Source organism: Actinoplanes sp. NPDC051513, from assembly GCF_044454685.1.
Lineage (GTDB): Bacteria > Actinomycetota > Actinomycetes > Mycobacteriales > Micromonosporaceae > Actinoplanes.
Genome location: NZ_JBITDW010000002.1, coordinates 438,613 through 461,219, shown reverse-complemented (window position 1 = coordinate 461,219; position 22,607 = coordinate 438,613). Strand labels below are relative to the sequence as shown.

Sequence of the window (22,607 nt, the reverse complement as noted above, 5' to 3'; positions counted from 1 at the left end):
GGCGCCTCAGCCGGTGAAGCTGCCGCTGCGGGCGCGTTCGGCCTCCATCAGAGCGATCTCCTGTGTTCCGGAGAGCACCACGTCGCTGTCCGGCTCGAAGTCGAGGCCGAGGCCGCGCCCTCCGTAGTCGACCGCGTTGAGCATGACCTTGATCGCGTTGATCCGGGCGCGTTGCTTGTCGCCGGAACGGACGATCACCCACGGGGCGCTGTCGGTGTCCGTTCTCTTGATCATTTCGTACTTGCGGGTGGTGAACTCGTCCCAGCGATCCTGCGCCTGCATGTCGATCTCGCTGAACTTCCACTGCCGCAGCGGATCGTCGAGCCGGCGTGCGAACCGCCGGCGCTGTTCCTCCTTGGTCACGCTGAAGTAGAGCTTGACCAGGATGGTGCCCTGACGCACGAGATCCTTCTCGAACCCGGTGACGCCGAGCATGAAGTGCTGGTACTCCTCCTCGGTGCAGAAGCCGAACACCGGTTCGACCATCGCGCGGTTGTACCAGCTCCGGTCGAACAACACGATCTCCCCGCCGGCCGGCAGTTGCGCGACAAACCGCTGGAAGTACCACTCCGAGCGCTGGTCCTCGGTGGGCTTGCCGAGCGCGACCACCCGGTAGTGCTTCTCGTTCATGTACCGGGTGGCGCGCCGGATGGTTCCGCCCTTGCCGGCCGCGTCGCGTCCCTCGAACAGCACGATCATCCGCATCCGATGGCGCTCGAGGTGCTTCTGCAGCTTGAGGAGCTCCACCTGCCAGGGACGTAGCTGCTTCTCGGCCCGCAGCTTACGACCGACCCTCCGGTGGTCGTGCTTGAGCGCCTCGAGCTCTCGCCGGGCTGCCTGATACGCCTCGACGAGGTCCGGCATCGACGTCGCCGCCGTCACCGGCCGAGGCTCGGGCGCCCGGCCGTTCGTGGCGGCTGGCGACGGAAGTCCTACCAGCGACATGGGCGCCTCCCTCGTTGCTTAGGGCGCTCCGACACCACCCTGCCCGGACGGCGCATCGTCGTCGTCATCCGCTACGGGGGATCCCGGGTGGTTACTCGATCGAGGGATTTGCGGTCTGCCGCGGCCGTCGATGCTCGTCACGCCGTACGATGCCCCGGAAGCATCGAGAGGTCGGGCCCCCCAGCATGATCAGCAAGGTGACCGGCGCAACGCTCGTCCACGAAGCCCTCATCTACGACGACGACGAAGGGTTCGTCTCGGCCGTCACGCCCTTCCTCGCCGAGGGTATTCGCGACGGCGACGCCGTGGTCGCGGCCGTCACCGGGCACAACATCGACCTGCTCCGGCAAGGCCTCGGCGACGACGCAGGCCAGGTCACGTTTGTCGACCGCGACATCTGGTACGTGCGACCCGCATCGACCATCGCCGGATGGGCTGACCTGCTCAGCTCCGCGCGGGCGCAAGGTCACCGGGCGGTCCGCATCGTCGGCGAGGTCGCCTTCGGCACCCCCGCCAGACGCGACAGCTGGATCCGGTACGAGTCGGCGCTCAACGACGTCTTCGCCGCGGCGCCCGCCTGGGTAATCTGCCCGTACGACACCCGCCGCCTGCCCGAGAAGGTCATTTCCAGCGCCCGGCGCACCCATCCGGTCGTGCGCGCCGACGGGCGCGAGCCGTCCCGGATGTACCAGCGACCCCGCCGGCTGCTGCGCGCCATCGCCGAGCCGGTGCCGCCGATCAGGAGGGACCCGCTGGCCGTGGTGAGCCTGGACGTCCCCAGGAGCGCGCGCCGTGCCCGCTATGTGGTCCAGGCGGTGGCCGAGGGCCTCGGCTGGCAAGGGCCGGCGATCGACGATCTGTTGCTGGTGGTCCATGAGATCGCCGTCAACAGCATCGTCCACGGCCGCGGTGATCGAGAGCTCCGGGTCTGGATCGAAGACACCACGATCACCTGCGAGGTCATCGACCACGGTGACGGGTTCAGCGACCCACTCGCCGGATACCGCCCACCGGCGCCGCCCGGACACGACGGCATGGGCCTCTGGATTGCCAAGCAGCTCAGCGACTGGCTCGCCATCGACCACCGCGACGGCACGACCCGGGTGAGGTTCTGCCTCAGCCGCTGACACTCGCAGGTCGCCTCATGCGCGGCGGATGAGGTCGTGCCCGGGATAGAACGGGACGCTGGACCGATGTCCAGCGCCGCTACAGGAAGGCCGTCGAGCGCCCTGCGACGGGTGCTCGTTCCGCTCGCCCTCGCCCAGTTCATCTGCAGCTTCGCCGGCTCGAACATGAACGTGATGATCAACGACATCAGCGAGGACCTGAACACCACGGTCCAGGGCGTACAGGTCGCGATCACGCTCTTCCTGCTCGTCATGGCGGCGCTGATGATCCCCGCCGGCAAGCTGACCGATCGCTACGGCCGCAAGCGATGCCTCAACGTAGGCCTCGCCGTGTACGGCCTCGGAGCGCTGCTGAGCGCGGTCGCTCCCGGCCTGCCGCTGCTCATCATCGGCAACTCGATCCTCGAGGGTGTCGGCACGGCGCTGCTGATCCCGCCCGTCTACATCCTCACGACGATGCTGTTCAGCAACCTCGCCTCACGGGCCCGCGCGTTCGGCACGATCAACGGGATGGGCGGGATCGGCGCGGCCACCGGCCCGCTGATCGGCGGGCTCATCGCCACGGCGATCAGCTGGCGCGCCGCCTTCGGCTTTCAGATATTGGTCATCCTGGTGATCATCGTGCTGAGCCGGCGTTACGTCCGCGACCCGGTCCCGCCGGACCCGGCCCGGCCGTTCGACGCCGTCGGAGCAGTCCTGTCCGCGGTGGGGCTCGTCCTCGTCGTACTCGGCATCCTGGCCGCCGACAACAACATCTGGTTGATGACCGGGCTGCTCGTCGCCGGCATTCTCGTCCTGGCGTGGTTCTTCTCTTGGGTGCGCGCCCGGGAGCGCGCGGGCAAGGAAGCGCTGCTGTCGACGGCGCTGTTTCACAACCGCACCTCCAACCTCGGTCTGATCACGCAGAACGTCCAGTGGCTCGTGCTCATGGGGATCTCGTTCGTCGTCTCGGCCTTCCTGCAGGTTGTGCGCGGCTACAACGCGATACAGACCGGCCTGATCCTCACAGCCTCGACGGTCGGCCTGCTGCTGTCGTCGCTCGCCGCCGAGCGCCTCGCGCGGCGGTACGCGCAGCGCACCCTCATCCTGGCCGGGTTCATCCTCACGATCGTCGGCATCGTCCTGTTCCTCGCCCTGGTCGGCCTCTCGTCGGGCGTGTGGGCCTTCCTGCCCGGGCTCTTCCTGATCGGGCTGGGGATCGGGGCCATGCTCACTCCGTCGGTGAACATCGTGCAGTCCAGCTTCCCCGACCATCTTCAGGGCGAGATCTCGGGTCTGTCCCGCAGCGTGTCCAATCTCGGGTCGTCCCTCGGCGCCGCCATCGCCGGCACCATCCTCGTCGCCGAGCTCACGAGGACGCCGCAACGCTCGTACGCGCTGGCGTTGATCGTCCTGGCGGTGATCGGCGTCGGAGGACTGGTGGCCACGGCGAAACTTCCTGCCGCGCCGGCCCCGCCGGCCGCCCCGAGCCCACCGGGCGGCGTGAGTGCCCCGGATCTTCAGGAGACATAGATCCGGCGAAGTTTGGAGGAGAAGCATCAGAGAACACCTGGCACGGATCGGCAAGGGGCGCGGAGCGGGCTTGCTGTCCCGGGCCGAGTCGTCGCTGCCGGTTCGCAGCCTGCTCCGCTTCCAGGCCGTCAATGGTCGCGACCGCGCTCTGGTGCTGGGCGGGCAGGCCTTCACGACCATCATTCCGCTGCTCATCGTGGTGGCCGCGGCAGCGCCTCGGAGCGACCCGACCGCGCTCGCCGACCTGATGGCCGACCGGTTCCATGTCGGCGGTTCCGCGGCGGAGTCCATCCGGGTCCTGTTCGAGCGGCCGCCCGGCGCCACCGGGGCGTTCACCATCGCGGGCATGGTGGTCCTGCTGTTCTCCCTGCTGAGCCTGACCCGGTCCCTTCAACGAACGTACGAGGCCGCGTGGCAGCTGCCGGCGATGGGAGTGCGGGGCACCCTCAACGGGGCGGCCGCGATCGGCCTGCTGATCACCTCGCTCATCGTGCTGTCGCTGCTGGTCGGTCTCCTCCGGCACGTGCCGGCGGGCGGCGTGTTCGCCTTCGTGATGCGCGTCGTCGTGTCGACCGTGGTCTGGCTCCTGCTGCAGAGCCTCCTGCTCTCCCGCCGTGTCCCGCTCCGGCGACTGCTCGCGGGCGCCGTCGTCGCCGGTGCGGGCAGCGCGGTGTTGAGTGTGTACTCGGCGCTGTGGATGCCGCGTCTGATCGAGAGCAACGCCGGGCGCTACGGCGTCATCGGTATCACGTTCGCCTTGTTGACCTGGTTGATCGTCGTCGGCTTCTGCCTCGTGGTGGTTGCCGTGATCAGCGCCGAGCTCGGCGGCGCCACCAGGCCGAAGCCCGGCAGCTGAGACGGTGGATCACTCGCGTTCCCGAAGCCACGCGGCTCATGCGGTGAGGGTGAGGTGGCTCGCACAGCCTGAGCCATAGCGTGGAGGATCCGCAGCGGCAGATCTTCGCGGTCCAGGTCGCAGTCCGGTGGCCATCGTCCTGGTGATCGCTGTCGGTCTGATCGGCCTGTTCGGGGCCGGTTTCCTCCTGTTCCGGATGCGGCGGCGGCGCGAACGGCTCATGCCCAGCGGGTGATGTGCGGGCCGTCCCGTCGGCGCAGCGTGTTGGGATGACCAGCCCGGAACAGATCACGAAGCCCGGTAGAACCGCGTATCTGAGCCCGGCCGAACGGGCCCGGTCGGGCAAAGAAGCTCGCCGGACCGCGCCCCTGGACTCGCACGCGGAGCTCCCGCTTGCCGGTAAGCGGGATCCGGTCACCGCCATGACGGCCGACGACGCGGCCCGGGTGCCGGAGCTGGTCCCGATCCGCTACGGGCGAATGCTGGTCTCCCCGTTCACGTTCTATCGCGGCGCGGCGGGGGTGATGGCCGCCGATCTTGCGTCGACGCCGGTGTCCGGCTTCCGGGCACAGACCTGCGGGGATGCCCATCTGTCGAACTTCGGTTTCTTCGCGTCGGCCGAGCGGGCGCTGGTGTTCGACATCAACGACTTCGACGAGACGCTTCCGGGCCCATGGGAGTGGGACGTCAAGCGGCTGGCCGCGAGTCTCGCGGTGGCCAGCCGCCAGAACGCGCACACCGTCAAACAGAGCCGCCGCGCGGTGATCTCCGCCGCCGCGACCTATCGCACGGCGATGCGCACCTTCGCGAAACAGACCAACCTCCAGGTCTGGTACGCGCAACTCGACGTGGAGCCCATGCTCGACCGCCTGAGCTCGACGCTGAATCCCGAGCAGATCAAGAGCACGAAAACGATGATCGACAAGGCGCGGACCCGCGACAGCGCGCAGGCCCTGGCCAAGCTCTCCGCCGTCGTCGACGGCGAACGCCGCATCGTCGCCACGCCGCCCATCGTGGTGCCCGTCGAGGATCTGCTGCCGGGCGCGTCCGCGGACCAGCTCTTCGACGCCATGCAGGAACTGCTCGAGGGCTACAGCCGGTCGTTGTCACCCGAACGCCGGCATCTGCTGCGGCAGTACCGACTCGTACACATGGCTCGCAAGGTTGTGGGTGTGGGCAGCGTCGGGACCCGGTCCTGGGTGCTGCTGATGATCGGCCGCGACGACAGCGATCCGCTGTTCCTGCAGGCCAAGGAGGCAGGGGCGTCGGTGTTGGAGGAGTACGTCGGCACGAGCGAGTTCGAGCACCACGGCGAACGGGTGGTCGTCGGGCAGCGCACGATGCAGGCCAGCGGGGACATCTTCCTCGGCACCCGGCAGGTCCACGGCATCGACGGCAAGGACCGCGACTTCTACGTGCGGCAGCTGCGTGACTGGAAGGGATCGGTGGAGATCGAGGGGATCCGGGCGAGCGGCCTGACCGCGTACGCGTCGATCTGCGGCTGGACGCTGGCCCGGGCGCACGCACGGTCGGGGGACCGGATCGCGATCGCGTCCTACCTTGGCTCGAGCGACCGCTTCGACAATGCCGTCGCCGACTTCGCCGAGGCGTACGCGGATCTCAATGAGGAAGACTTCCGGCTGCTGAAGAGGGCCGTCCAGGACGGCCTGATCGAGGTGCAGGAGGGAATCTGACCCCACTCGGGTGGTGCGCGCGGGCGGCCCGGAGGTCGTCGGGCGGATGGCGACCAGGTCAGGTGCGGTATTCGGCTCGAGATGGGACGTCGGCGTTTCCGGCGAGTTCCAGAGCCAGTACCGCGCTGATAGGCATGATCAATGGCGGTAAGCTTGAGAGCCATCCACGCTCAGCCCTGGTGGGCGGGGGCCGGCCAGACCGGTTGCAGCACGTGCCAGTCGTGTGGATGCCGGCGGACGGCGCCCGTGAAGACGTCGGCCAGCTCCTGCGTCATCGCCTCCACCCGGGCCCGGGTGGCGCCGTCACGGCCCGGGACGATCTCCGGGTGGATCCGGATCCGCAGCCGCGGACCGTCGTACCAGAGCGATGCGGGCAGCAGCGCGGCCCCGGTGCGCAGCGCCAGCTGCGCGGGCCCGGCCGGGAACGTCGTCGGCGCGCCGCAGAACCGCACGCCGATGCCGGCCGCGGACGTGTCCCGGTCAGCGACCAGGCACACCACCTCGCCGGCACGCAGCCGCCGGGTTAGCGTGGTGACCGTCCGCCGGGTCTCGTCGGCGGGGAGCACCTCGATGCCGAGCGCCGCACGGTGGCTCACGAACCGCTGGTAGAGCCGCTCCGGGCGCAGGCGTTGCGCGACCGTGGTGAACCGGTGCCCGCTCAGCACCAGCGCGGCTCCGGCCAGGTCCCAGTTGCCGCTGTGCGGCAGCGCCAGCACCACTCCGCGGCCGGCGTCACGGGCGGCGGCCACCCGGTCCAGCGACTCGAAGACCACGGCGTCGCGGATCCGGTCCCGGCTCCATCCGGCGAGCCCGAAGAACTCCCGCCAATAACGCAGATAGGAGTGCACGCCCCGAGCGGCCGCGGCGGTCACGGCGGGACTGTCCGCGGCCTGGCCGAGCACCTGGGCCAGGTTGACCCGCAGCTGGCGCACCCCGCCCACGCCGGACCAGCGCATCACGGCGGCGACAGAGTCGAAGACGAGCTCGGCGACCGGTCCCGGCAACCGCGGCGTGACCCGCCAGGCAAGGCCGTAGAGCCGGCTGGCCAGGTCCTCTCCCACGCCGGGATGGTAACGGTCGCCGGCCGGGTCCGGTGGTGGTGGGTCCATCGAAGGTACCGTTGCGGCATGAGCCAAACCGAGACCGCCATCCTGGCCGGCGGCTGCTTCTGGGGTATGCAGCAACTCATCCGCCGGCGTCCCGGCGTGATCAGCACGCGGGTCGGCTACAGCGGCGGCGACGTGCCGAACGCCACCTACTACAACCACGGCACCCACGCCGAGGCCATCGAGATCGTCTTCGACCCCGCGGTCACCTCGTTCCGCGAGATCCTCGAGTTCTTCTTCCAGATCCACGACCCGACCACGATGAACCGGCAGGGCAACGACGTCGGCCTCAGCTACCGGTCGGCCATCTTCTACACCAGCGACGAGCAGAAACTGGTCGCCGAAGACACCATCGCCGACGTCGAGGCCTCCGGCCTCTGGCCCGGCAAGGTGGTCACCGCGGTCGAGCCGGCCGGCCCGTTCTGGGAGGCCGAGCCCGAGCACCAGGACTACCTGGAACGCCTCCCCGACGGCTACACCTGCCACTTCCCCCGCCCCGGCTGGGTCCTCCCGAAGCGGAACGCCACCCCGGCGTAACCGAGCGCCCCGCGCACGCCCAGACCTGGAACAACATGTCCTCGGCCACCCAGGCGGCGGGCAACCTGGTCCAGTTCACTCGCGACATCGTCCGCGACCTGATCTGCGATCTGGTGGCCCGCGTGATCGTCTGGGCCGCCGAGGCGCTCGCGATCGTGACCATCCCGGTGGTCACGGCGCAGATCATCTCCGCGGTCGCGAAATGGGCGGGCAGGATCTTCGGCTACACCGGCGCGCTGATCAGTAGCCTGGAGAACCTGACGGGGCTGCTCGAGGGCTGACCTACTCCACAGTGAGCAGGCCGTTCGTGAGCGCCGCCGCCGTGAGGTGGCGGTAGCCGACCGAGTCGAACGCCACCACCAGCTCGTGGTCGTCGCGGCTGAGCAGCGTGCCGGGGCCCCACAGCCGGTGCCGCACGCGCTCGCCGGTCCCCTCCCGCGAGCCGGCGGTGGCGGCCGGCGCGTGGTCGTCGTTGTCGCACGACTTGCAGGGTGGGTCGTACTGCTCGCCGAAGTAGCCGAGCAGCTCGGCCCGCCGGCAGTGCACGCTCTCCGCGTACCCCCGGGCCGCCTCGATGCGTGAGCGCAGGATCGCCTGCCTCCGGTTGCCCGCGGCCGTGACCTGCTTGAAAGCGTCGCCCATCGAGGCCGCCAGCACCGCGTCGTTGCCGTCGGGGCGCACCAGGGCCAGCTCGAGCAGCTCGTCGACCACCCGGGCGACCGCGGACCGGCCCACGCCGGTGGTCTCGGCCAGTTCCTTCACGGTGATCCGGCCGGTCGCGGCCTCGATCGCGTCGACGACCTTGTGCACGGCGGCGTCGCCCATCTTCGAGCGGGCCGCGAGCAGGCGCGGGATGCGTACGGTCCGGGGGTCGTAGACCAGCACGGCGGCCGCTGGGGCGCCGTCGCGGCCGGCCCGGCCGATCTCCTGGTAGTACTCGTCGAGGCTGCCCGGCACCCCGGCGTGCACGACCGTGCGCACGTCGGGCTTGTCGATGCCCATGCCGAACGCGCTGGTCGCCACCACCACGTCGAGCTTGCCGGCGAAGAACGCGTCCTGGATCTCGGCGCGGCGGGCGGCCGGCAACCCGGCGTGGTAGGGCTCGGCCTTGTACGCGTCGAGGCGCAGCCGCTTGGCCAGGCTCTCGCAGCGGGCGTGACTCAGCGCGTACACGAGGGCCGGCCCGTCATGGGCGAGCACCACTTCCACCGTACGATCGTCGATCGCTTGATCTTCGGGAAGGTCGTGCCGTGCGCGGCGCACCGAGAGCGAGATGTTCGGACGGTCGAAGTCGGCCACGATGACCTGCGGGTCGCGCATCCGCAGCTGGCGGGTGATGTCGGCCTGCACCGGCGGCGCGGCGGTCGCGGTCAGCGCCAGCACCGGCGGCCGGCCGGCCGTCTCGACCACGTCGGCAAGCCGCAGGTACTCGGGCCGGAAGTCGTGGCCCCACTCGCTGACCAGGTGCGCCTCGTCGACGGCGACCAGCGTGATCGGCCGCGGGCTGCCGGCGATCGCGGCCATCGTCTCGGCGTTGGCCAGCTGTTCCGGCCCGAGCATCACGAAGTCGACCCGGCCGCCGGCCAGCGCGCCGAGAGCCGCCTGCCGGTCGGCGTGGTGCTGCGACGAGTTGAGCATCACCGCCCGCACCTTGCCGTGCGCGGTCATCGACCGGAGCTGGTCGCGCTGCAACGCGATCAGCGGCGACACGACCACGGTCAGGCCGCCGAGCGCGAGCCCGCCGACCTGGTAGATCGCGCTCTTGCCGCTGCCGGTGGGCAGCACGGCGAGGGTGTCGCCGTGGGTGGTGAGCGCGGCGAGCGCGCGGCGCTGCGCCGGCCGCAGGCTGATGCCGAGCACGTCGGCGGCGATTCGCTCCAGCTGATCCATCCCGCCGGATGCTACTCGCGCGCGCCGTCCGGATGCCGGTGACGGCGGCCACCCGCGCGGGACGGCTCGTCAACCACCACGGTGTCGGGCCGGGCGTCGAAGCTGCGCATCATGGCGGTCGAGATGTTGCGCGGGGCCCGACCACATCGCTATCCGCGTCGTCATGCCCACGATGATCACCCAGTCACGAACTCCTTCGCCAGGCCCGCCGTGTCGCCGGCGGTCACCACCGAGGCGGCGGCCGGCCTCGGGTAGAGGCAGCCGCCGGCCGTGCCCAGCGCCCGCAGGCCGTTGAGGTCGCCGGCGCCCCACGCGGCCGTCTTGCGGGTGATGCTCGGTACATGATCTCGGCCGGGTCGTCGACCTTCGGGTGGTCCAGGCCGACGGCGTGGCCGATCTCGTGCATCAGCAGCTGGCGACCGCGCCCTGCACGTCGGCGAGGGCGCCCTTGGTGGAACGGTCCAGGTTGACCCGGTAACGGACGGCCTGGCACGGATTCCAGCGGGCGATCGGCTCGGACGCGTTCGAGGAGCGGCTGAGGAACGCGTACGCCTGGGGATTGCCCTTCGCCGTGGCATTCGCCGGGGTGGCGGCGGGCGCGAGAACGAGGACCGCCGCGAGCACGGACGGCCAGACCCGGGTTTTGATCGCCATGGGAGGCCCTATCGCCCACCGGGGATCGGGCCATGAGACGAGTCGGGGTTGCGATTCGGGAGCGGGCCGCGTGGTGCGGTGCTCCTAGGCTGGCCGGGTGCGGATCCGGCTGCTCGGCGGATTTGGTGTGGACCGGGACGGGACGCCCGTTCAGGCCCGCGAGTGGCGGCTGCGCAAGGCACGGACCCTGGTGAAGCTGCTGGCGCTGGCGCCGGAGCAGCGGATGCACCGGGATGTGCTGCTGGAGACGCTGTGGCCGGACAAGGACGCCTCGTCGGCGGTCAACAATCTGCACCAGGCGCTGCATGTGGCGCGGCGGGTGCTGGCGGGCGACGGCGACCCGGGCGAGCTGCTGAAACTGCGCGACGACGTCGTGGCGCTGCACGCGGGCGCGCTGGTGGACGTCGACGTGCTGCGGTTCGAGCGGCTGGCCGTGACCGATCCGCGGGCGGCGGTGGCGGCGTACACCGGTGATCTGCTGCCGGAGGACCGGTTCGAGGACTGGGCGGCGCGGCGGCGGGAGGAACTGCGCCACACGTACGCCGAGCTGCTTGTCGATCTGGGGGAGATGGAGCGGGCGCTCGCCGTCGACCCCCTGCACGAGCCGGCCGTTCGCGGGCTGATGCGGCAGCTCGCCGCCGACGGCCGGAGATCGTCGGCGCTCGCCCGTTATGAGAAGCTTCGCGATGATTTGGGGTCGGAGTACGGAACGGACCCCGACAACGAGACTCGCGATCTGTTCCGCGAGCTGCTTGCGGGGGACAAACCGGAAAACACCAATCTGAGCGCGCCGCTGACCAGCTTTGTCGGGCGGGAGCGGGAGATCGGGGAGGTGCACCGGCTGCTCGGCCGGGGCGGACTGCTCACGCTGACCGGCGTGGGCGGGGCCGGCAAGACGCGGCTGGCCGAGGAAGCCGCCCGGCGACAGATCTCGAAATATCGCGATGGCGTGTGGTTCGCGGAGCTCGCCCGCGTTGCCGAACCCCGGCTCGTTCCGGACACGGTCGCCGCGGCGCTCGGCCTCGACCCGGCGGTCGGCGAGAATCCGCTGCGGACGCTGGTCAGGCGGCTGCGCGACCGGAGCATGCTGCTCGTGCTCGACAACTGCGAGCACCTGCTCACCGCGTGCGCCGAGCTCACCGTGGCGGTCCGCCGGTCGTGTCCGGGGGTCACCCTGCTCGCCACCAGCCGGGAGCCGCTGCACGTCCCGGGCGAGGTCACGTTCCGCGTGCCGTCGCTGGAGGTGCCCGACGGCTCCGCCCAGCACACGGCGGCGGTGCGGCTCTTCGTCGAGCGTGCTCACGACGTACGCGCGGATTTTGTGGTGAATGCGGCGAATGCCGCCGATGTCGCCGAGATCTGCCGGCGCCTCGACGGCATCCCGCTCGCGCTCGAGCTCGCCGCCGCCCGGATGTCCCACCTGGAGCCCGCCGAGATCGCCGAGCGGCTGACCGGCGCGCTCTCCCTGCTGCGCCGCCAGGGCGCCGAGGTCACCCGGCACGCCACGCTGCGCGCCGCGCTCGAGTGGAGTCACGACCTGTTGAACCCCGACGAGCAGGCCCTGCTGCGGCGGCTGGCCGTCTTCGCCGGCAGCTTCTCGCTCACCGCGGCCGAGCAGATCGGCGCCGACGAGAACGTCCTCGGCCGGCTCGTCGACAAGTCGCTGGTGCAGGTGGAGCGGGCCGGCGACCGCTCCCGCTACCGGCTGCTCGAGACGATCCGGCAGCTCGCGCGGGAACGGCTGGTCGCGGCGGGCGAGACGGCGGAGTTCGAGGCGGCGCACTGCCGGTACTTCACCCGGCTCGCGGTCGACAACGACCCGGATCGCAGCGTCTCCGGCATCGTGGTCGAACGGCCACAACTGCTCGACATCGACCATGACAACCTGCGCGCGGCGCTCGGCTGGGCGGTGCGGCACGACCCCGAGCAGGCGCTGCTGCTCGGGGTGAGCCTGTGGCGGTACTGGCTCGCGCGCGGCCATTTCGTCGAGGGGGCGGCCTGGCTGCAGCGCATCCGCGACGTGGCCGAGACGCCGTCGCCGATGCGGGCGCGCGCCTCGTTCGCCCTCGCGATCCTGGAGGCCCGCAAGGGGCTCGGTGGCCGGATCCGCTCGCTGGCCGATGCCGCCGTCGCCGACGACGCACAGTCGGAGGATGCCCGGCTGATGCGCGGCTTCCTTCTGCTGGGTGTGGCCGACCTCGACGAGGTGGAAGAGGTCACGAGAAATACGGATAATCCGACGGCTCGGTGGCTCGCCGCGCTGACCGCGCTCTTTCGCGAGGACGTGCCGACTGCCCGTCGGCGCTTCGCCGTCGTCCTGCGCGAGCTGGAGACCCTGAATTCGGATAAATCCATATTTTTGCCAGCGGTGACCCTGTGCGTGCCCCTCGTTCCGCTCGGCGCGGGAACGGTACCGGTCTTCGAGGAATCCTGGCTGCTGGGCCGCCGTGTCGGGGCGGTGCAAGGTCACGCGTACGCGCTCTCCGCTCTCGCCTATGCCCACCGCCTGGCGGGAGATCTTCCCGCGGCCCTCGACCACACGGAGCGATCGGTCGAGGAGTTCGCTCGCATCGACGACGCGGCCGGCCTCGCCCACGCGCTCAACCATCTGGGCTGCGTCGAGCGGGACGCCCGCCGGTTCGACGCCGCCGACAAGCACCTGCGCGAGGCCCTGCGCCTGCGCGAACAGCTCGGCGACCGGCGCGCCGAGAACCTCAGCCTCGCCAACCTGGGCCTGCTCGCGGCGGCCGCCGGCGACGCCGCCGAGGGACGACGCCTGGCCCGCCGGGCGCTCGACCGCGGCGAGGCCGTCGACGACGGCCCCGGAACCGGCGGCGCCCTGCTCAACCTGGCCGTGGTCGAGCTGTTCGCCGGCGACCGCGACCGGGCCCGGACCCTCATCGACCAGGCGACCCGGTCCTTCGAGGACCAGGGCTACCTGCGGATGGAGGCGTGGGCGCGGCTGCTCGCCGCCGAGCTCGGCTCTTCCGAGGCGCACGCGGCCAAGGCGCAGGAGATCTTCCGCCGCCTGGGCTGCCGGATCGGCCTCCCCCGCGCCTTAAAAATCCGCTAAGCCGTTGCGAAGGCCGGCTTCGTAGCGTCGGATCACATGAACACGATTGGCGAAGCCACGCTCGGCGAGCTGGCACAATCCCTGCGCGGCGACCTGGTCCGCCCCGGCGACGAGGCCTACGACGAGGCCCGATCCATCTGGAACGGCGCCCACGACAAGCGCCCCGGCCTGATCGTCCGCTGCCACGGCGTGGCCGACGTCCTCAAGACCGTCGAGTTCGCCCGCAGCGAGGGCCTCCCCCTCGCCGTACGCGGCGGCGGCCACAGCATTCCCGGCTTCTCCACCGTCGACAACGGCGTCGTGCTCGACCTGAGCCCGATGAACGGCGTCCGCGTCGACCCCGGCCGGCGCACCGTCACGGCGCAGGCGGGCGCCCTGTGGCGTGACGTCGACGCCGAGACCCAGGCGTTCGGCCTGGCGGTCACCGGCGGCCTGGTCTCCAGCACCGGCATCGCCGGTTTCACCCTGGGCGGCGGCATCGGCTGGCTGGTCCGCCGCTGCGGCCTGACCTGCGACAACCTCATCGCCGCCGACATCGTCACCGCCGACGGCCAGTACCTGCGCGTCAGCGAGGACGAGCGCCCCGAACTGCTCTGGGCGCTGCGCGGCGGCGGCGGCAACTTCGGCGTGGTCACGTCGTTCGAATTCCGCCTGCACGAGGTCGGCCCCACGGTCTTCGCCGGCCTCGTCTTCTATCCCGGCGAGCACGCCGAGCAGATCCTGCGCACTTTCCCGCGGCAGGCGCCCGACGAGCTTTCGGTGGTCATCAACATGACCACCGCCCCGCCGGCGCCCTTCCTGCCCGAGGAGGTCCACGGCAAGCCGATCGTGGCGGTCGTGGGAATGTGGTCCGGTCATCCCGAGGACGGCGACGCCGCGACGCGTCCTTTCCGCACCCTCGCGCCGGTCATCACCGACCTTTTCTCGCCGATGCCCTACACCGCGATGCAGACCCTTCTCGACCCGCTCTATCCGAGGGGAATGTGGAACTATTTCCGCTCCGCCTTCTTCGACAACCTGGACGACGCCGCCGATTCGCTGATCCCGAAGTTCGCGGCCGTCCCGAACCCGGTTTCCGAGCTGCACATCCACCACCTGGGCGGCGCGATGTCCCGGATTCCGGAGGACGCGACCGCTTTCGCCGCACGCAACCGCGATTATCTGCTCAACGTGGTGGCCCGATCCGCCGACGCCGATGGCTATCCCGCGGCGGTCTCCTGGGCGCGTGCGGCCACCGATTCCCTGAACACGGATGCCTCGACCTACGTCAATTTCACCGGCGAGGCCTCCGAGGACCGGGTCCGCGCCTCCTATCCGAAGGCGACCTACGACCGCCTGGTCTCGGTGAAGGAAAGCTACGACCCGTCCAACCTTTTCCAGCTCAACCAGAACATCAAAACCAGTTAGGGGTACGACGAACGCACCGCACCGGGGGGGTGTGGTGCGTTCGCTCTTTGTGGGCGCTTCAGCGCTTTCTGCGGGATGTCGCGACCAGGATGGCTCCGGTCAAGGCCAGCGCGGCCACGCCGACAATTGGCAGGGATTTCCGGACCGCCGGTTCCTGGGCCGCCCTCTTCTTGAGAACGAACACCTGTTCCCGGGCCGGAGCGAGCCGGTCGGCGGCGATGTGCCGCGCGTCGTCCAGCTTCTCCTTCGCCTTTCCAGCCGCGTCCGACGCGGCCCCCTTGGCGCGCGCCTTCACGTCGGTCTTGGCGGCCAGCGCCTCGACGGTCTCTCCCAGATCGGCGCGGGTCTGCTCGATCTCCGCCCGCAACTGCTGCGGATCCTGCGCGGTGCTCATGTGTGCCGTCCTTCCCGTGCCGCGGTCCTGACCGTGCGCACGTCCGCCTCGACACTCTCGATCGCGTTCTCCGGCAGCGGCGGCGACGACTCGCGCAGCTTGATGCGCCCGATCAGCGCGGCCACGCCGGCGGCGGCGAAGATCACCACCATGACGACGAGAACGGCCAGCCACAGTGGCCAGGCCAGGTCCAGAAGGACCACCGCGAGGGTCAGCAGCAGCCCGAGCCCGTAAAGCGCGAGCACCGCGGCCGCGCCGAACAGCCCACCGCCGATTCCGGCGCGCTTGCCCTTCTCGGTGAGCTCCGACTTCGCCAGCGCCAGCTCGTCGCGGACCAGTGTCGAGATCTGCGCGGCCGCCTGATTCACCAGGTCCGCGGTCGACTTCCCGTCGTGCCGATTGCCGGCCGATGCGGTTGTGGTCACCGTGTTCACCTCCTTGCTCCTGCCCTTGTGGTGCCCACCGCCCCGGCGACCAAACGCAACGACGCCTCCACCGCCTCCGCCCGGGCTGATGCGACCGCGTGTCAGCTTTTCGTGCTGAGCCATCTCAGGCTGGGGCGGCCGCCGGGGTGGCCGACCGTCAGGGCCGCGGCGGCGACCGCGTAGCGGGCGGCCTCCGGCGGCGCGGCGCCACGCAGTAGGGCGACCGTCAGCGCGGCGGTCAGCGCGTCGCCGGCCCCGGTCGTGTCGACCACCGGCGCGTCACCCAGCGGCAGGAACAGGTGCCCCTCCCGCCACACGAACAGGTTCCCGCCGGTCATGCCGAGCGCGTGCAGGCCCGGGCCGGCGTTCAGCACCTTCTCGGCCGCCACCCGCACCTGATACTCGTCGTCCGGCGGCACACCGGTCAGCAGGTGGGTCTCCCGCTCGTCGGCGCGCAGCACATCGGCGACCGCCAGCAGGTCCTCGCGATCCTCCTCGGCCGGGACGCCGTCGAGCACCACGAGGGCTTCCGCCTCCCGGGCACGACGCGCAGCGGCGAGCGCGGCCCGCGGCGGCTGCTGGAGCTGAACCAGGACGGCCACCGCGCCGGCGAACAAGGCGTCCGCTTTCTCGATGTCGGCCGGCGTCAGCAGCGTCGAAGGCGGCAGGTGCTGCAGGTAGCGCCAGCCGCCGCCGGCCTCGAGCGCCTCCACGATCAGCCCGGTCGGCTCCCCGCCGCGGCGGGCCACGCCGCTCACGTCGATCCCGTCCCGGGCGGCCTGCGCCACCAGGCGGTCGCCGACATCGTCGCCGCCGGCCACCGCGACCAGCGAGACCGTGGCGCCGAGCTGAGCGAGCGAGACCGCCTGGTTGGCGCCCTTGCCGCCAAGCATCTCCCGGCGCAGCTCGACGTCGGCCGCCTCGCCGGTCGCGGGCATCCGCTCGACCCGCACGACGAGGTCACGGGCCAACTGCCCGACAACCACGACCCGCCCGGTCACGGCTGGGAAACCTCGACGCGGCCGTCGCGGACCCGGGAGCGCAGCGTCGGCTGGGCGCTGGCCGCCGGGCCGTGCTGAACCGCGCCGTCGGTCAGGCGGAAGACGCTGCCGTGCCAGGGGCAGACCACGCACGCGTCGGCGCCCTCGCCGGTGACCTCGCCCTCGCCGAGCGGGCCGGTCTCGTGGCCGCAGCGTTCGATCAGGGCCGAGACCCGGTCACCGTACCGGTAGACGAGGATCGGCACCTCCCCCGCCGAGCGCACCACCGGACGGCCGTCGGGCAGGTCGGCCAGCGACGCCACCTCGGTCCAGTCCTCCGGAACACGGACGATCTCCGGCGCGGCCTGGTTGGCGCCGGCGCTCTGGGCGTACGAAAGATGACCCCCAAGATAGGCGCCTAGACCAGCCACCGTCAGTCCGGCGAAGCCGAAGGCCTTTCCGCGGGCGGTCCGCCCGCGCAGGCGGGCGACCAGCGACGTCGCATAGAGCCCCACCGCGATCGCATTCGTCGTCGCGTGCACCAGGCCCACCCGGCGCCGGTCCTTGGTCAGCTGCGACCAGTCGAGCCAGCCCGCCGCCACCGCAGGCGCCACGCCGGCCACGCCCGCCGCGATCAGGACGGTCGCGGAACGGCTCCGGCCGGGCAGCAGATCGAGGATCGCCGCCGAGACGAACGAGCCGATCGGCAGCTGTACCAGCACCGGATGCAGGGGGTGGCCGAGCCAGGTGCCGTGCAGCACGTCACGCAGCCACTGCGGTTTCGCGATGGCCTGCACCGCCCCCTGCAGCCGGTCGCTCACGGGATCGAGCGCTTGGGCCTCTTCCAGCCGAGTCATCATCTGCATCTACGGCGATTGCCCACCCGTCGCGCGGCCAAACGGCTCAGAAGGTGTGCCGCTGCATCTGAAGCTCGCCTCGCGCGCGTTTGGTTGTTGCCCGGCCGGGCAACCTTCCTGCCTCGGCCTTGTGGAAGGAGCACCGATGGGATTCATGGACGAGGCGAAGGACTTCGCCGACAAGCACGACGATCAGGTCGACCAGGGCCTCGAGAAGGCTGGCGACCAGGTCGACGACCGCACCGGCAACAAATACTCCGACAAGATCGACAAGGGCGTCGACGAAGGGCAGGAGCGCACCGGCGAGGGCGACACGCAGCGCCGTTAGGACCGTCCGGGTCATGGCGCTCGTCGCCGGTCTTCGTCGTGGCCGGCTCGATCACGGTCGGGCCGGCCCCGGTCCGGTTTCCCGCTCGGCGTTGGGGGAAACCAGCCGGTGGCCGCGGCCCGTCACGTCGCCATACCTGCCCAGCGGACCGCCGGAAACCATTGACGATTCACCTCGTCACCTCTTGCCGAGCTGGTCGGCCATCCAGTCGGCGATCATCGGGCGGGCCTTGGACGGAAGGTTGGAAACGCCGTGGTTGCCTTCCGGGAAGCAGACAAAGGTGCCCTTGGGTGTCTCGTCGGCCTGGCGCCGCGTCTGCTGCCAGGGGATGAGCCGGTCGAGGCGACCCGTGACATACAGGGCCGGGACGCTGATCCGCCGGCATTGCTCGGTGAGGTCGAGCGTGAGGGCGAGCCGGCGGCCCTCCTCGTCGTCGCGGGCGCCGGACTTCACGACGAAGGTCTGCCGGGTCATCGGCGGCAGGTCGTCCCACATGTCGCCGAAGCGGAACGGGCCACTGATGCCGGCCACCGCGGCCACCCTCGGTTCGTGGGCTGCGGCCCGCGGCGCGTAGTAGCCGCCGAGGCTCACGCCGGCGAGCCCGATGCGCTCGTGGTCGAGGTCGGCGCGGGCCGCCACGTGGTCGAGCAGTGCGGTGACCGCAACCTCGTAGTCGTGCCGGATCGGCAGCGCGAGCCCGGTCTCGCCCTGCCCCGGCCCGTCGAGGGCGATCGTGGCCATGCCGCGGTCGAGAAACGACTGCTCGAAATAGAAGAATTCCTCCTTCGTCGAGTCGAGCCCCGGGATCAGAACCACGTAGGACGGCAGATCGACGCCCGGCGGCCGGCGCAGGTTGGCGTAGACCATGCCCTCCGCGAACGCCACCTCCAGCCGCTCACCGGACGGGTCGAGACGCTCCAACGCGGCCAGCGTCTCCCGGACCGACACGCGGGTGGCTTCGGCGGCCAGCTCGAGGTCGACCGTCCAGACGAACTTGCCGAAGTGCCTGTTCACCGACGCCCGCCGCCACGCCTGACCGGCGGTGAGAGGATGCCCGGCGACATCGGCCTCCCGGGCGAACTCCGCCTGCTCGTCGGCGGTCCTGTTCCACTGCGGAAGCCAGTCGGCCCACGTCTGGGTGCGGGCAACGGTCGCGGTCATGTCGTTGTAGTCGACCCCGTTCTGAATCAGCCGGGGCGCCCAGTGGGCGAGAGCGGTCTCAATGGCGGCGTCGGGCATGGATACCTCCGTCAGGCCAGGATGCGTAAGGGCGCCTCGAGCAGGCCGAGGAAGTGGGCCATCCACCGGGCGGCGAGGGCACCGTCGACCGGCCGGTGATCGACCGAGAGCGTCACCCGCAGCACCATGGCGACGGCCACCGCCCCGCCGACGACGACGGCCTCTTCCCGGACGGCGCCGACGGCCAGGATCGCCGCCTGCGGCGGATTGATCACCGCGCTGAACTCCTCGACGCCGTACGCCCCGAGGTTGGTCACGGTGAGCGTGCCGCCGTCCAGCTCCTCCTGCCGCAGCCGGCCCTCGCGGGCCCGGGCGACCAGGTCGGCGCTCGTCCGGGCGAGCGCCGTGATCGTGAGCTCGGATGCCCGGCGAATCACCGGCGTCACCAGGCCGTTGTCGGTGGCCACGGCGATGGAGACGTCGACCCGCCGGAACCGGCGGACGGCCTCGTCAGTCCACGCGACGTTCATGCCCGGCACCGCGACGTGGGCACGCGCGGCCGCCGCAACCACCAGGTCGTTCAGGGAGACCCTGCCCTCGGCTCCCGCGTTGAGCTCCTCGCGAAGCGCCAGCAGGGCGCCGGCCTTCACGCTGCCCCGGATCGTGAACACGGGCGTCTCGCGAGCGCTCGCGGACAGGCGCGCGGCGATCGCCCTCCGCATCCGCGAATGTGGAATCACCTCGAACGCAACCTCACCCGTTCCACCCACTGAACCAGCTGCCGACGCCGACAGCGAAAGGGCCGCTGGGCTCACCGCCGGCCCGCAGGGCGTCACCGCCGGCCCGGAGGGCGTCACCGCCGCCGGAACCGCGGCACTCACCTCAGGCTCGGCTGAGGTGGTGCGGGCGCGATCGGACATGGCGCGGTGGACGTCGTCGCGGATGATGCGGCCACCCGGGCCGGTGCCGGTGATGTCCTCGACGCGCAGGGCGTTCTCGCGGGCGAGTCGACGCGCGAGCGGGCTGGCGAACACTCTGACCGCGCCGTTGGCCACCGCTTGCGGTTCCGGCGTGCCATCCGCCGTTGCCGCTTCCGGCGTCGCTCCGAGCAGCTGGGCGACGATGGCCTCCACCTCGCCGACTGCCTCGCCGGGAGCGCCGAGCACGGCCAACGGCGTGCCCACCGCGACCGCCGTGCCAGGTTCGACGAGGGTGCGGATCAGCACGCCGTCGGTCTCGGCCGGGACGTCTACGACGGCCTTGTCGGTCTCGACCGTGGCGATCGGGTCGCCGGCGGCGAAGGCCGTGTTCTCCGCCAGCGGCCACTCGTTGAGCACGGCCTCGACCATGTTGGCGGAGATCGCGGGCATCCTGAGCAGGCTCGCCATCTCAGGCCTCCCCGATCCGGCGCAGGCCGGTGGCGATCTCCTCGCGGCGGGCTATCGCCGCCCGTTCGAGGACCTTGCTGATGCTCGGCGACGCCTCGCCGCCGGTGACGCGCTGGATCGGCGCGTCGAGCCAGTCGAAGAACCGGCGCTGCATCTCGTCGGCCAGCCACCCGCCGTAGGAGGTGCCGACCGGGCCCTGCTCGACGATGAGGATCCGGTTGGTCTTGCGGATGCTGGCGCCCAGGGTTTCCCAGTCGACGCTCGCCCGGTCGAGCCAGCGCAGGTCGACCACCTCGGCGTCGACGCCGGTCTCCCCGGCCGCGGCCAGCGCCTCGGCGACCATCGACAGGTAGGCCACCACCGTGACCGCCGAGCCCGTGCGCCGGATCGCGGCCCGGCCGACCGGGAGGCAGTAGTCGTAGTCGTCGACCGGGCCCGGGCCGGTGCTGTTGTAAAGGTCGACGTGTTCCAGCACGACGACCGGGTCTTCGCAGCGCAGGGCGGCGTTCATCAGGCCGACGTAGTCGAACGGCGTGGACGGCGCGACGATCCGCCAGCCGGGCGCGGTGGCGAACACCCCGGCCGGGTCCATCGAGTGCTGCGAGCCGTACCCGGTGCCGGTCGCCACCTTGCTGCGAACCACCAGCGGGACCGAGCCGTCGCCGCCGAACATGTGCCGGGCCTTGCCGATCTGGTTGAACAGCTGGTCGGCGGCGACCCACATAAAGTCGGCGTACATGAGCTCGACGACCGGCCGGAACCGCCCGTCGAGCGCGATGCCGCCGGCCAGGCCGGTGAAGGCGTTCTCGCTGATGGGGGTGCCCAGCACCCGGTCGGGGAAGGCGTCCTTGAGGCCCTTGGTGGCGCCGTTCGTGCCGCCGTTGAGACGGTGCACGTCCTCGCCGAGCACGACTATCCGGTCGTCGGTCGCCATGCGCCGCCGCATGACCTCGGCGACGGCGTCGATGAACTTGGTGTCGCGCACGGGAATGGTCTCGTCGGCCGGCCGGGCGCCGGCGAACTCGCCGAGGTCACCGCGAACCCCGACGTCGACGAAGGCCGGGTCGGGCCACTCGGCCGGTCTGATCCGCCGCTCGCCGGGCTTCCCGCCGGGGAGCGGCTCGAGCAGGACGTCTGCGGCTGCTGCCACCAGTTCCCTGGCCCCGGCGACGGCGGCGGCGCGCGCCTCGGCGGTGAGCAGCCCGCGCCGGATCAGGTGGCCGGCCACCCGATCGATCGGGTCGCGGCTGCGCCACTCGGCCTCTTCTTCCCGCGAGCGGTACCGGAAGGCACTGCCGGGGAACGAGCCGTTCTGGTGGAAGTAGCGGTAGGTGTCGGCCTCGATGAGCGTGGGACCGTGGCCCGCGCGCATGTGCGCGGTCGCCTCGCTCGTCGCCAGATGGACCGCCAGCGGATCCATGCCGTCGACCCGCCAGCTGGCGATGCCGAAGCCCGGGCCGCGGGCGGACAGGCGCTGCTCCCCCGTCGCCTCCTGCACGCTGGTGGACACCGCGTACTGGTTGTTTTCCAGGAAGAAGCAGACCGGCAAGCGCCAGGCCGCGGCGAGGTTGAAGGTCTCCAGCGTGGAGCCGATGTTCGCGGCGCCGTCGCCGAAATACGTCACCGCGACCGCGTCGGTGCCGGCCTGCCGGGCGGCCCAGGCGTAGCCGCCCGCCAGCGGAACGCCGCCGCCGACGATGGCGTTGGTGCCCATCGCACCGGCCTCGATCCACTGGAGATGCATGGATCCACCGCGGCCGTGGCCGAAGCCGCGGGCGAGGCCGCAGATCTCGGCGAGCGTGCGCAGCAGGACCGTACGGACCTCATCGGGCAGCGCCGCGGTCAGGTCGAAGCCCTTGGGCGCGACGTGGTGCAGCGCCTTGGCGAGGAACTGGTGGTGACCGCGGTGCGAGCCGTTCACCTGATCGCCGGGGGCGAGGGCGAGCACGGAGCCGACGGCCCCGCCTTCCTGCCCGATGCTGGAGTGGGCGGGGCCGTGCACCAGGCCCGCGGTGGCGAGCTCGAGCACCAGCTCTTCGAAGGCGCGGATCAGCGTGAGCTGATGGAACATCGTGGCGAGCAGCTCGGGGTCGGCCGCATCCCAGTCGGCGTCGGTGACGACCAGTTCCGTCCATGCGGCGCCGGGGTGCAAAGCGCGGTGTTCCGCCATCGGGACCTCCTTCGTCCGGACAGCCTCTCACCGATTGGATCCATTTGCCAGCCGAAATTCGTACTTCCCACGCGACATCGCGAGG

21 protein-coding genes are annotated in these 22,607 nt (G+C 71.1%); 9 read left to right on the top strand and 12 right to left on the bottom strand.

The window, feature by feature from the left end; genetic code table 11:
- Positions 1-6: 6 nt before the first annotated feature.
- The gene (gene ppk2 / locus ACIA5D_RS07380) at positions 7-945 is read right to left on the bottom strand and encodes a polyphosphate kinase 2 (protein WP_396028999.1); all 939 of its coding nucleotides are present in this window, start codon (positions 943-945) and stop codon (positions 7-9) included.
- 197 nt (positions 946-1,142) lie between these two features.
- Between ppk2 and ACIA5D_RS07375 the strand changes: the two genes are divergently transcribed.
- The 4 genes from ACIA5D_RS07375 to ACIA5D_RS07360 all read left to right on the top strand — a co-directional run bounded on the left by ACIA5D_RS07375 (position 1,143) and on the right by ACIA5D_RS07360 (position 6,134).
- Positions 1,143-2,072, top strand: coding sequence for an anti-sigma factor RsbA family regulatory protein (locus ACIA5D_RS07375; RefSeq protein ID WP_396028998.1), 930 nt, complete (start codon positions 1,143-1,145; stop codon positions 2,070-2,072).
- Between the two features lie 66 nt (positions 2,073-2,138).
- Positions 2,139-3,584, top strand: a complete 1,446-nt coding sequence (locus ACIA5D_RS07370) for an MFS transporter (RefSeq protein ID WP_396028997.1) — start codon at positions 2,139-2,141, stop codon at positions 3,582-3,584.
- Between the two features lie 70 nt (positions 3,585-3,654).
- Positions 3,655-4,440 carry a YhjD/YihY/BrkB family envelope integrity protein gene (locus ACIA5D_RS07365; protein ID WP_396028996.1) on the top strand — a complete coding sequence of 262 codons (786 nt, stop codon included), beginning with the start codon at positions 3,655-3,657 and terminating at the stop codon, positions 4,438-4,440.
- A gap of 269 nt (positions 4,441-4,709) precedes the next feature.
- Complete coding sequence (locus tag ACIA5D_RS07360; RefSeq protein ID WP_396028995.1) at positions 4,710-6,134, top strand: DUF2252 domain-containing protein; 1,425 nt, start codon at positions 4,710-4,712, stop codon at positions 6,132-6,134.
- 170 nt (positions 6,135-6,304) lie between these two features.
- Here the strand turns inward: ACIA5D_RS07360 and ACIA5D_RS07355 are convergent, their stop codons facing one another.
- Positions 6,305-7,195: a phosphatidylinositol mannoside acyltransferase gene (locus ACIA5D_RS07355; RefSeq protein WP_396028994.1), complete on the bottom strand. Its 891-nt coding sequence runs from the start codon at positions 7,193-7,195 to the stop codon at positions 6,305-6,307.
- A gap of 66 nt (positions 7,196-7,261) precedes the next feature.
- On the opposite strand from ACIA5D_RS07355, the gene msrA reads away from it, so the two are divergent.
- Both msrA and ACIA5D_RS07345 read left to right on the top strand, forming a co-directional pair.
- Positions 7,262-7,777 (top strand): peptide-methionine (S)-S-oxide reductase MsrA, encoded by a 516-nt coding sequence (gene msrA / locus ACIA5D_RS07350; protein ID WP_396028993.1) that lies wholly within the window; start codon positions 7,262-7,264, stop codon positions 7,775-7,777.
- A gap of 35 nt (positions 7,778-7,812) precedes the next feature.
- Positions 7,813-8,058: a hypothetical protein gene (locus ACIA5D_RS07345; RefSeq protein WP_396028992.1), complete on the top strand. Its 246-nt coding sequence runs from the start codon at positions 7,813-7,815 to the stop codon at positions 8,056-8,058.
- A gap of 1 nt (position 8,059) precedes the next feature.
- Here the strand turns inward: ACIA5D_RS07345 and ACIA5D_RS07340 are convergent, their stop codons facing one another.
- The 3 genes from ACIA5D_RS07340 to ACIA5D_RS07330 all read right to left on the bottom strand — a co-directional run bounded on the left by ACIA5D_RS07340 (position 8,060) and on the right by ACIA5D_RS07330 (position 10,321).
- On the bottom strand, positions 8,060-9,667 hold the full coding sequence (locus ACIA5D_RS07340) for a RecQ family ATP-dependent DNA helicase (RefSeq protein WP_396028991.1): 1,608 nt from the start codon (positions 9,665-9,667) through the stop codon (positions 8,060-8,062).
- Positions 9,668-9,678: 11 nt separating this feature from the next.
- Positions 9,679-9,780 carry a hypothetical protein gene (locus ACIA5D_RS07335; RefSeq protein ID WP_396028990.1) on the bottom strand — a complete coding sequence of 34 codons (102 nt, stop codon included), beginning with the start codon at positions 9,778-9,780 and terminating at the stop codon, positions 9,679-9,681.
- A 292-nt stretch (positions 9,781-10,072) separates the two neighbouring features.
- Positions 10,073-10,321, bottom strand: coding sequence for a hypothetical protein (locus ACIA5D_RS07330; protein ID WP_396028989.1), 249 nt, complete (start codon positions 10,319-10,321; stop codon positions 10,073-10,075).
- A 97-nt stretch (positions 10,322-10,418) separates the two neighbouring features.
- Between ACIA5D_RS07330 and ACIA5D_RS07325 the strand changes: the two genes are divergently transcribed.
- A complete protein-coding gene (locus ACIA5D_RS07325; protein WP_396028988.1) occupies positions 10,419-13,394 on the top strand; it encodes a tetratricopeptide repeat protein in 2,976 nt (991 codons plus the stop codon).
- A gap of 36 nt (positions 13,395-13,430) precedes the next feature.
- Positions 13,431-14,801, top strand: a complete 1,371-nt coding sequence (locus tag ACIA5D_RS07320; protein ID WP_396028987.1) for an FAD-binding oxidoreductase — start codon at positions 13,431-13,433, stop codon at positions 14,799-14,801.
- A gap of 58 nt (positions 14,802-14,859) precedes the next feature.
- On the opposite strand, the gene ACIA5D_RS07315 is transcribed toward ACIA5D_RS07320, so the two are convergent.
- The 4 genes from ACIA5D_RS07315 to ACIA5D_RS07300 form a co-directional block, all read right to left on the bottom strand.
- Positions 14,860-15,195 carry a DUF3618 domain-containing protein gene (locus ACIA5D_RS07315; RefSeq protein WP_396028986.1) on the bottom strand — a complete coding sequence of 112 codons (336 nt, stop codon included), beginning with the start codon at positions 15,193-15,195 and terminating at the stop codon, positions 14,860-14,862.
- Entirely contained in the window at positions 15,192-15,620 is a 429-nt protein-coding gene (locus ACIA5D_RS07310) for a phage holin family protein (protein ID WP_396028985.1), read from the bottom strand. Before ACIA5D_RS07310 ends, ACIA5D_RS07315 begins: the two co-directional genes overlap by 4 nt.
- A gap of 101 nt (positions 15,621-15,721) precedes the next feature.
- On the bottom strand, positions 15,722-16,621 hold the full coding sequence (locus tag ACIA5D_RS07305) for a PfkB family carbohydrate kinase (protein WP_396028984.1): 900 nt from the start codon (positions 16,619-16,621) through the stop codon (positions 15,722-15,724).
- Entirely contained in the window at positions 16,618-17,466 is an 849-nt protein-coding gene (locus ACIA5D_RS07300) for a Rieske 2Fe-2S domain-containing protein (protein ID WP_396028983.1), read from the bottom strand. Before ACIA5D_RS07300 ends, ACIA5D_RS07305 begins: the two co-directional genes overlap by 4 nt.
- A 136-nt stretch (positions 17,467-17,602) precedes the next feature.
- On the opposite strand from ACIA5D_RS07300, the gene ACIA5D_RS07295 reads away from it, so the two are divergent.
- Positions 17,603-17,785, top strand: a complete 183-nt coding sequence (locus ACIA5D_RS07295; protein ID WP_396028982.1) for an antitoxin — start codon at positions 17,603-17,605, stop codon at positions 17,783-17,785.
- A 177-nt stretch (positions 17,786-17,962) separates the two neighbouring features.
- Here ACIA5D_RS07295 and ACIA5D_RS07290 read toward each other — a convergent pair whose 3' ends face one another.
- From ACIA5D_RS07290 to ACIA5D_RS07280, 3 genes are read right to left on the bottom strand one after another with little or no spacing between them, the layout of a single operon-like run.
- The gene (locus ACIA5D_RS07290) at positions 17,963-19,024 is read right to left on the bottom strand and encodes an alpha/beta hydrolase family protein (protein ID WP_396028981.1); all 1,062 of its coding nucleotides are present in this window, start codon (positions 19,022-19,024) and stop codon (positions 17,963-17,965) included.
- A gap of 11 nt (positions 19,025-19,035) precedes the next feature.
- Complete coding sequence (locus ACIA5D_RS07285; RefSeq protein ID WP_396028980.1) at positions 19,036-20,352, bottom strand: dihydrolipoamide acetyltransferase family protein; 1,317 nt, start codon at positions 20,350-20,352, stop codon at positions 19,036-19,038.
- Position 20,353: 1 nt separating this feature from the next.
- On the bottom strand, positions 20,354-22,522 hold the full coding sequence (locus tag ACIA5D_RS07280; protein WP_396028979.1) for a thiamine pyrophosphate-dependent enzyme: 2,169 nt from the start codon (positions 22,520-22,522) through the stop codon (positions 20,354-20,356).
- Positions 22,523-22,607 lie beyond the last annotated feature (85 nt).

Coding starts and splice junctions, on each gene's coding strand:
- ppk2 (WP_396028999.1), bottom strand. CDS start 945: ATGTCGCTGGTAGGACTTCCGTCGCCAGCCGCCACGAACGGCCGGGCG.
- ACIA5D_RS07370 (WP_396028997.1), top strand. CDS start 2,139: ATGTCCAGCGCCGCTACAGGAAGGCCGTCGAGCGCCCTGCGACGGGTG.
- ACIA5D_RS07360 (WP_396028995.1), top strand. CDS start 4,710: ATGACCAGCCCGGAACAGATCACGAAGCCCGGTAGAACCGCGTATCTG.
- msrA (WP_396028993.1), top strand. CDS start 7,262: ATGAGCCAAACCGAGACCGCCATCCTGGCCGGCGGCTGCTTCTGGGGT.
- ACIA5D_RS07345 (WP_396028992.1), top strand. CDS start 7,813: ATGTCCTCGGCCACCCAGGCGGCGGGCAACCTGGTCCAGTTCACTCGC.
- ACIA5D_RS07340 (WP_396028991.1), bottom strand. CDS start 9,667: ATGGATCAGCTGGAGCGAATCGCCGCCGACGTGCTCGGCATCAGCCTG.
- ACIA5D_RS07335 (WP_396028990.1), bottom strand. CDS start 9,780: ATGATGCGCAGCTTCGACGCCCGGCCCGACACCGTGGTGGTTGACGAG.
- ACIA5D_RS07330 (WP_396028989.1), bottom strand. CDS start 10,321: ATGGCGATCAAAACCCGGGTCTGGCCGTCCGTGCTCGCGGCGGTCCTC.
- ACIA5D_RS07320 (WP_396028987.1), top strand. CDS start 13,431: ATGAACACGATTGGCGAAGCCACGCTCGGCGAGCTGGCACAATCCCTG.
- ACIA5D_RS07315 (WP_396028986.1), bottom strand. CDS start 15,195: ATGAGCACCGCGCAGGATCCGCAGCAGTTGCGGGCGGAGATCGAGCAG.
- ACIA5D_RS07300 (WP_396028983.1), bottom strand. CDS start 17,466: ATGCAGATGATGACTCGGCTGGAAGAGGCCCAAGCGCTCGATCCCGTG.
- ACIA5D_RS07295 (WP_396028982.1), top strand. CDS start 17,603: ATGGGATTCATGGACGAGGCGAAGGACTTCGCCGACAAGCACGACGAT.
- ACIA5D_RS07290 (WP_396028981.1), bottom strand. CDS start 19,024: ATGCCCGACGCCGCCATTGAGACCGCTCTCGCCCACTGGGCGCCCCGG.
- ACIA5D_RS07285 (WP_396028980.1), bottom strand. CDS start 20,352: ATGGCGAGCCTGCTCAGGATGCCCGCGATCTCCGCCAACATGGTCGAG.
- ACIA5D_RS07280 (WP_396028979.1), bottom strand. CDS start 22,522: ATGGCGGAACACCGCGCTTTGCACCCCGGCGCCGCATGGACGGAACTG.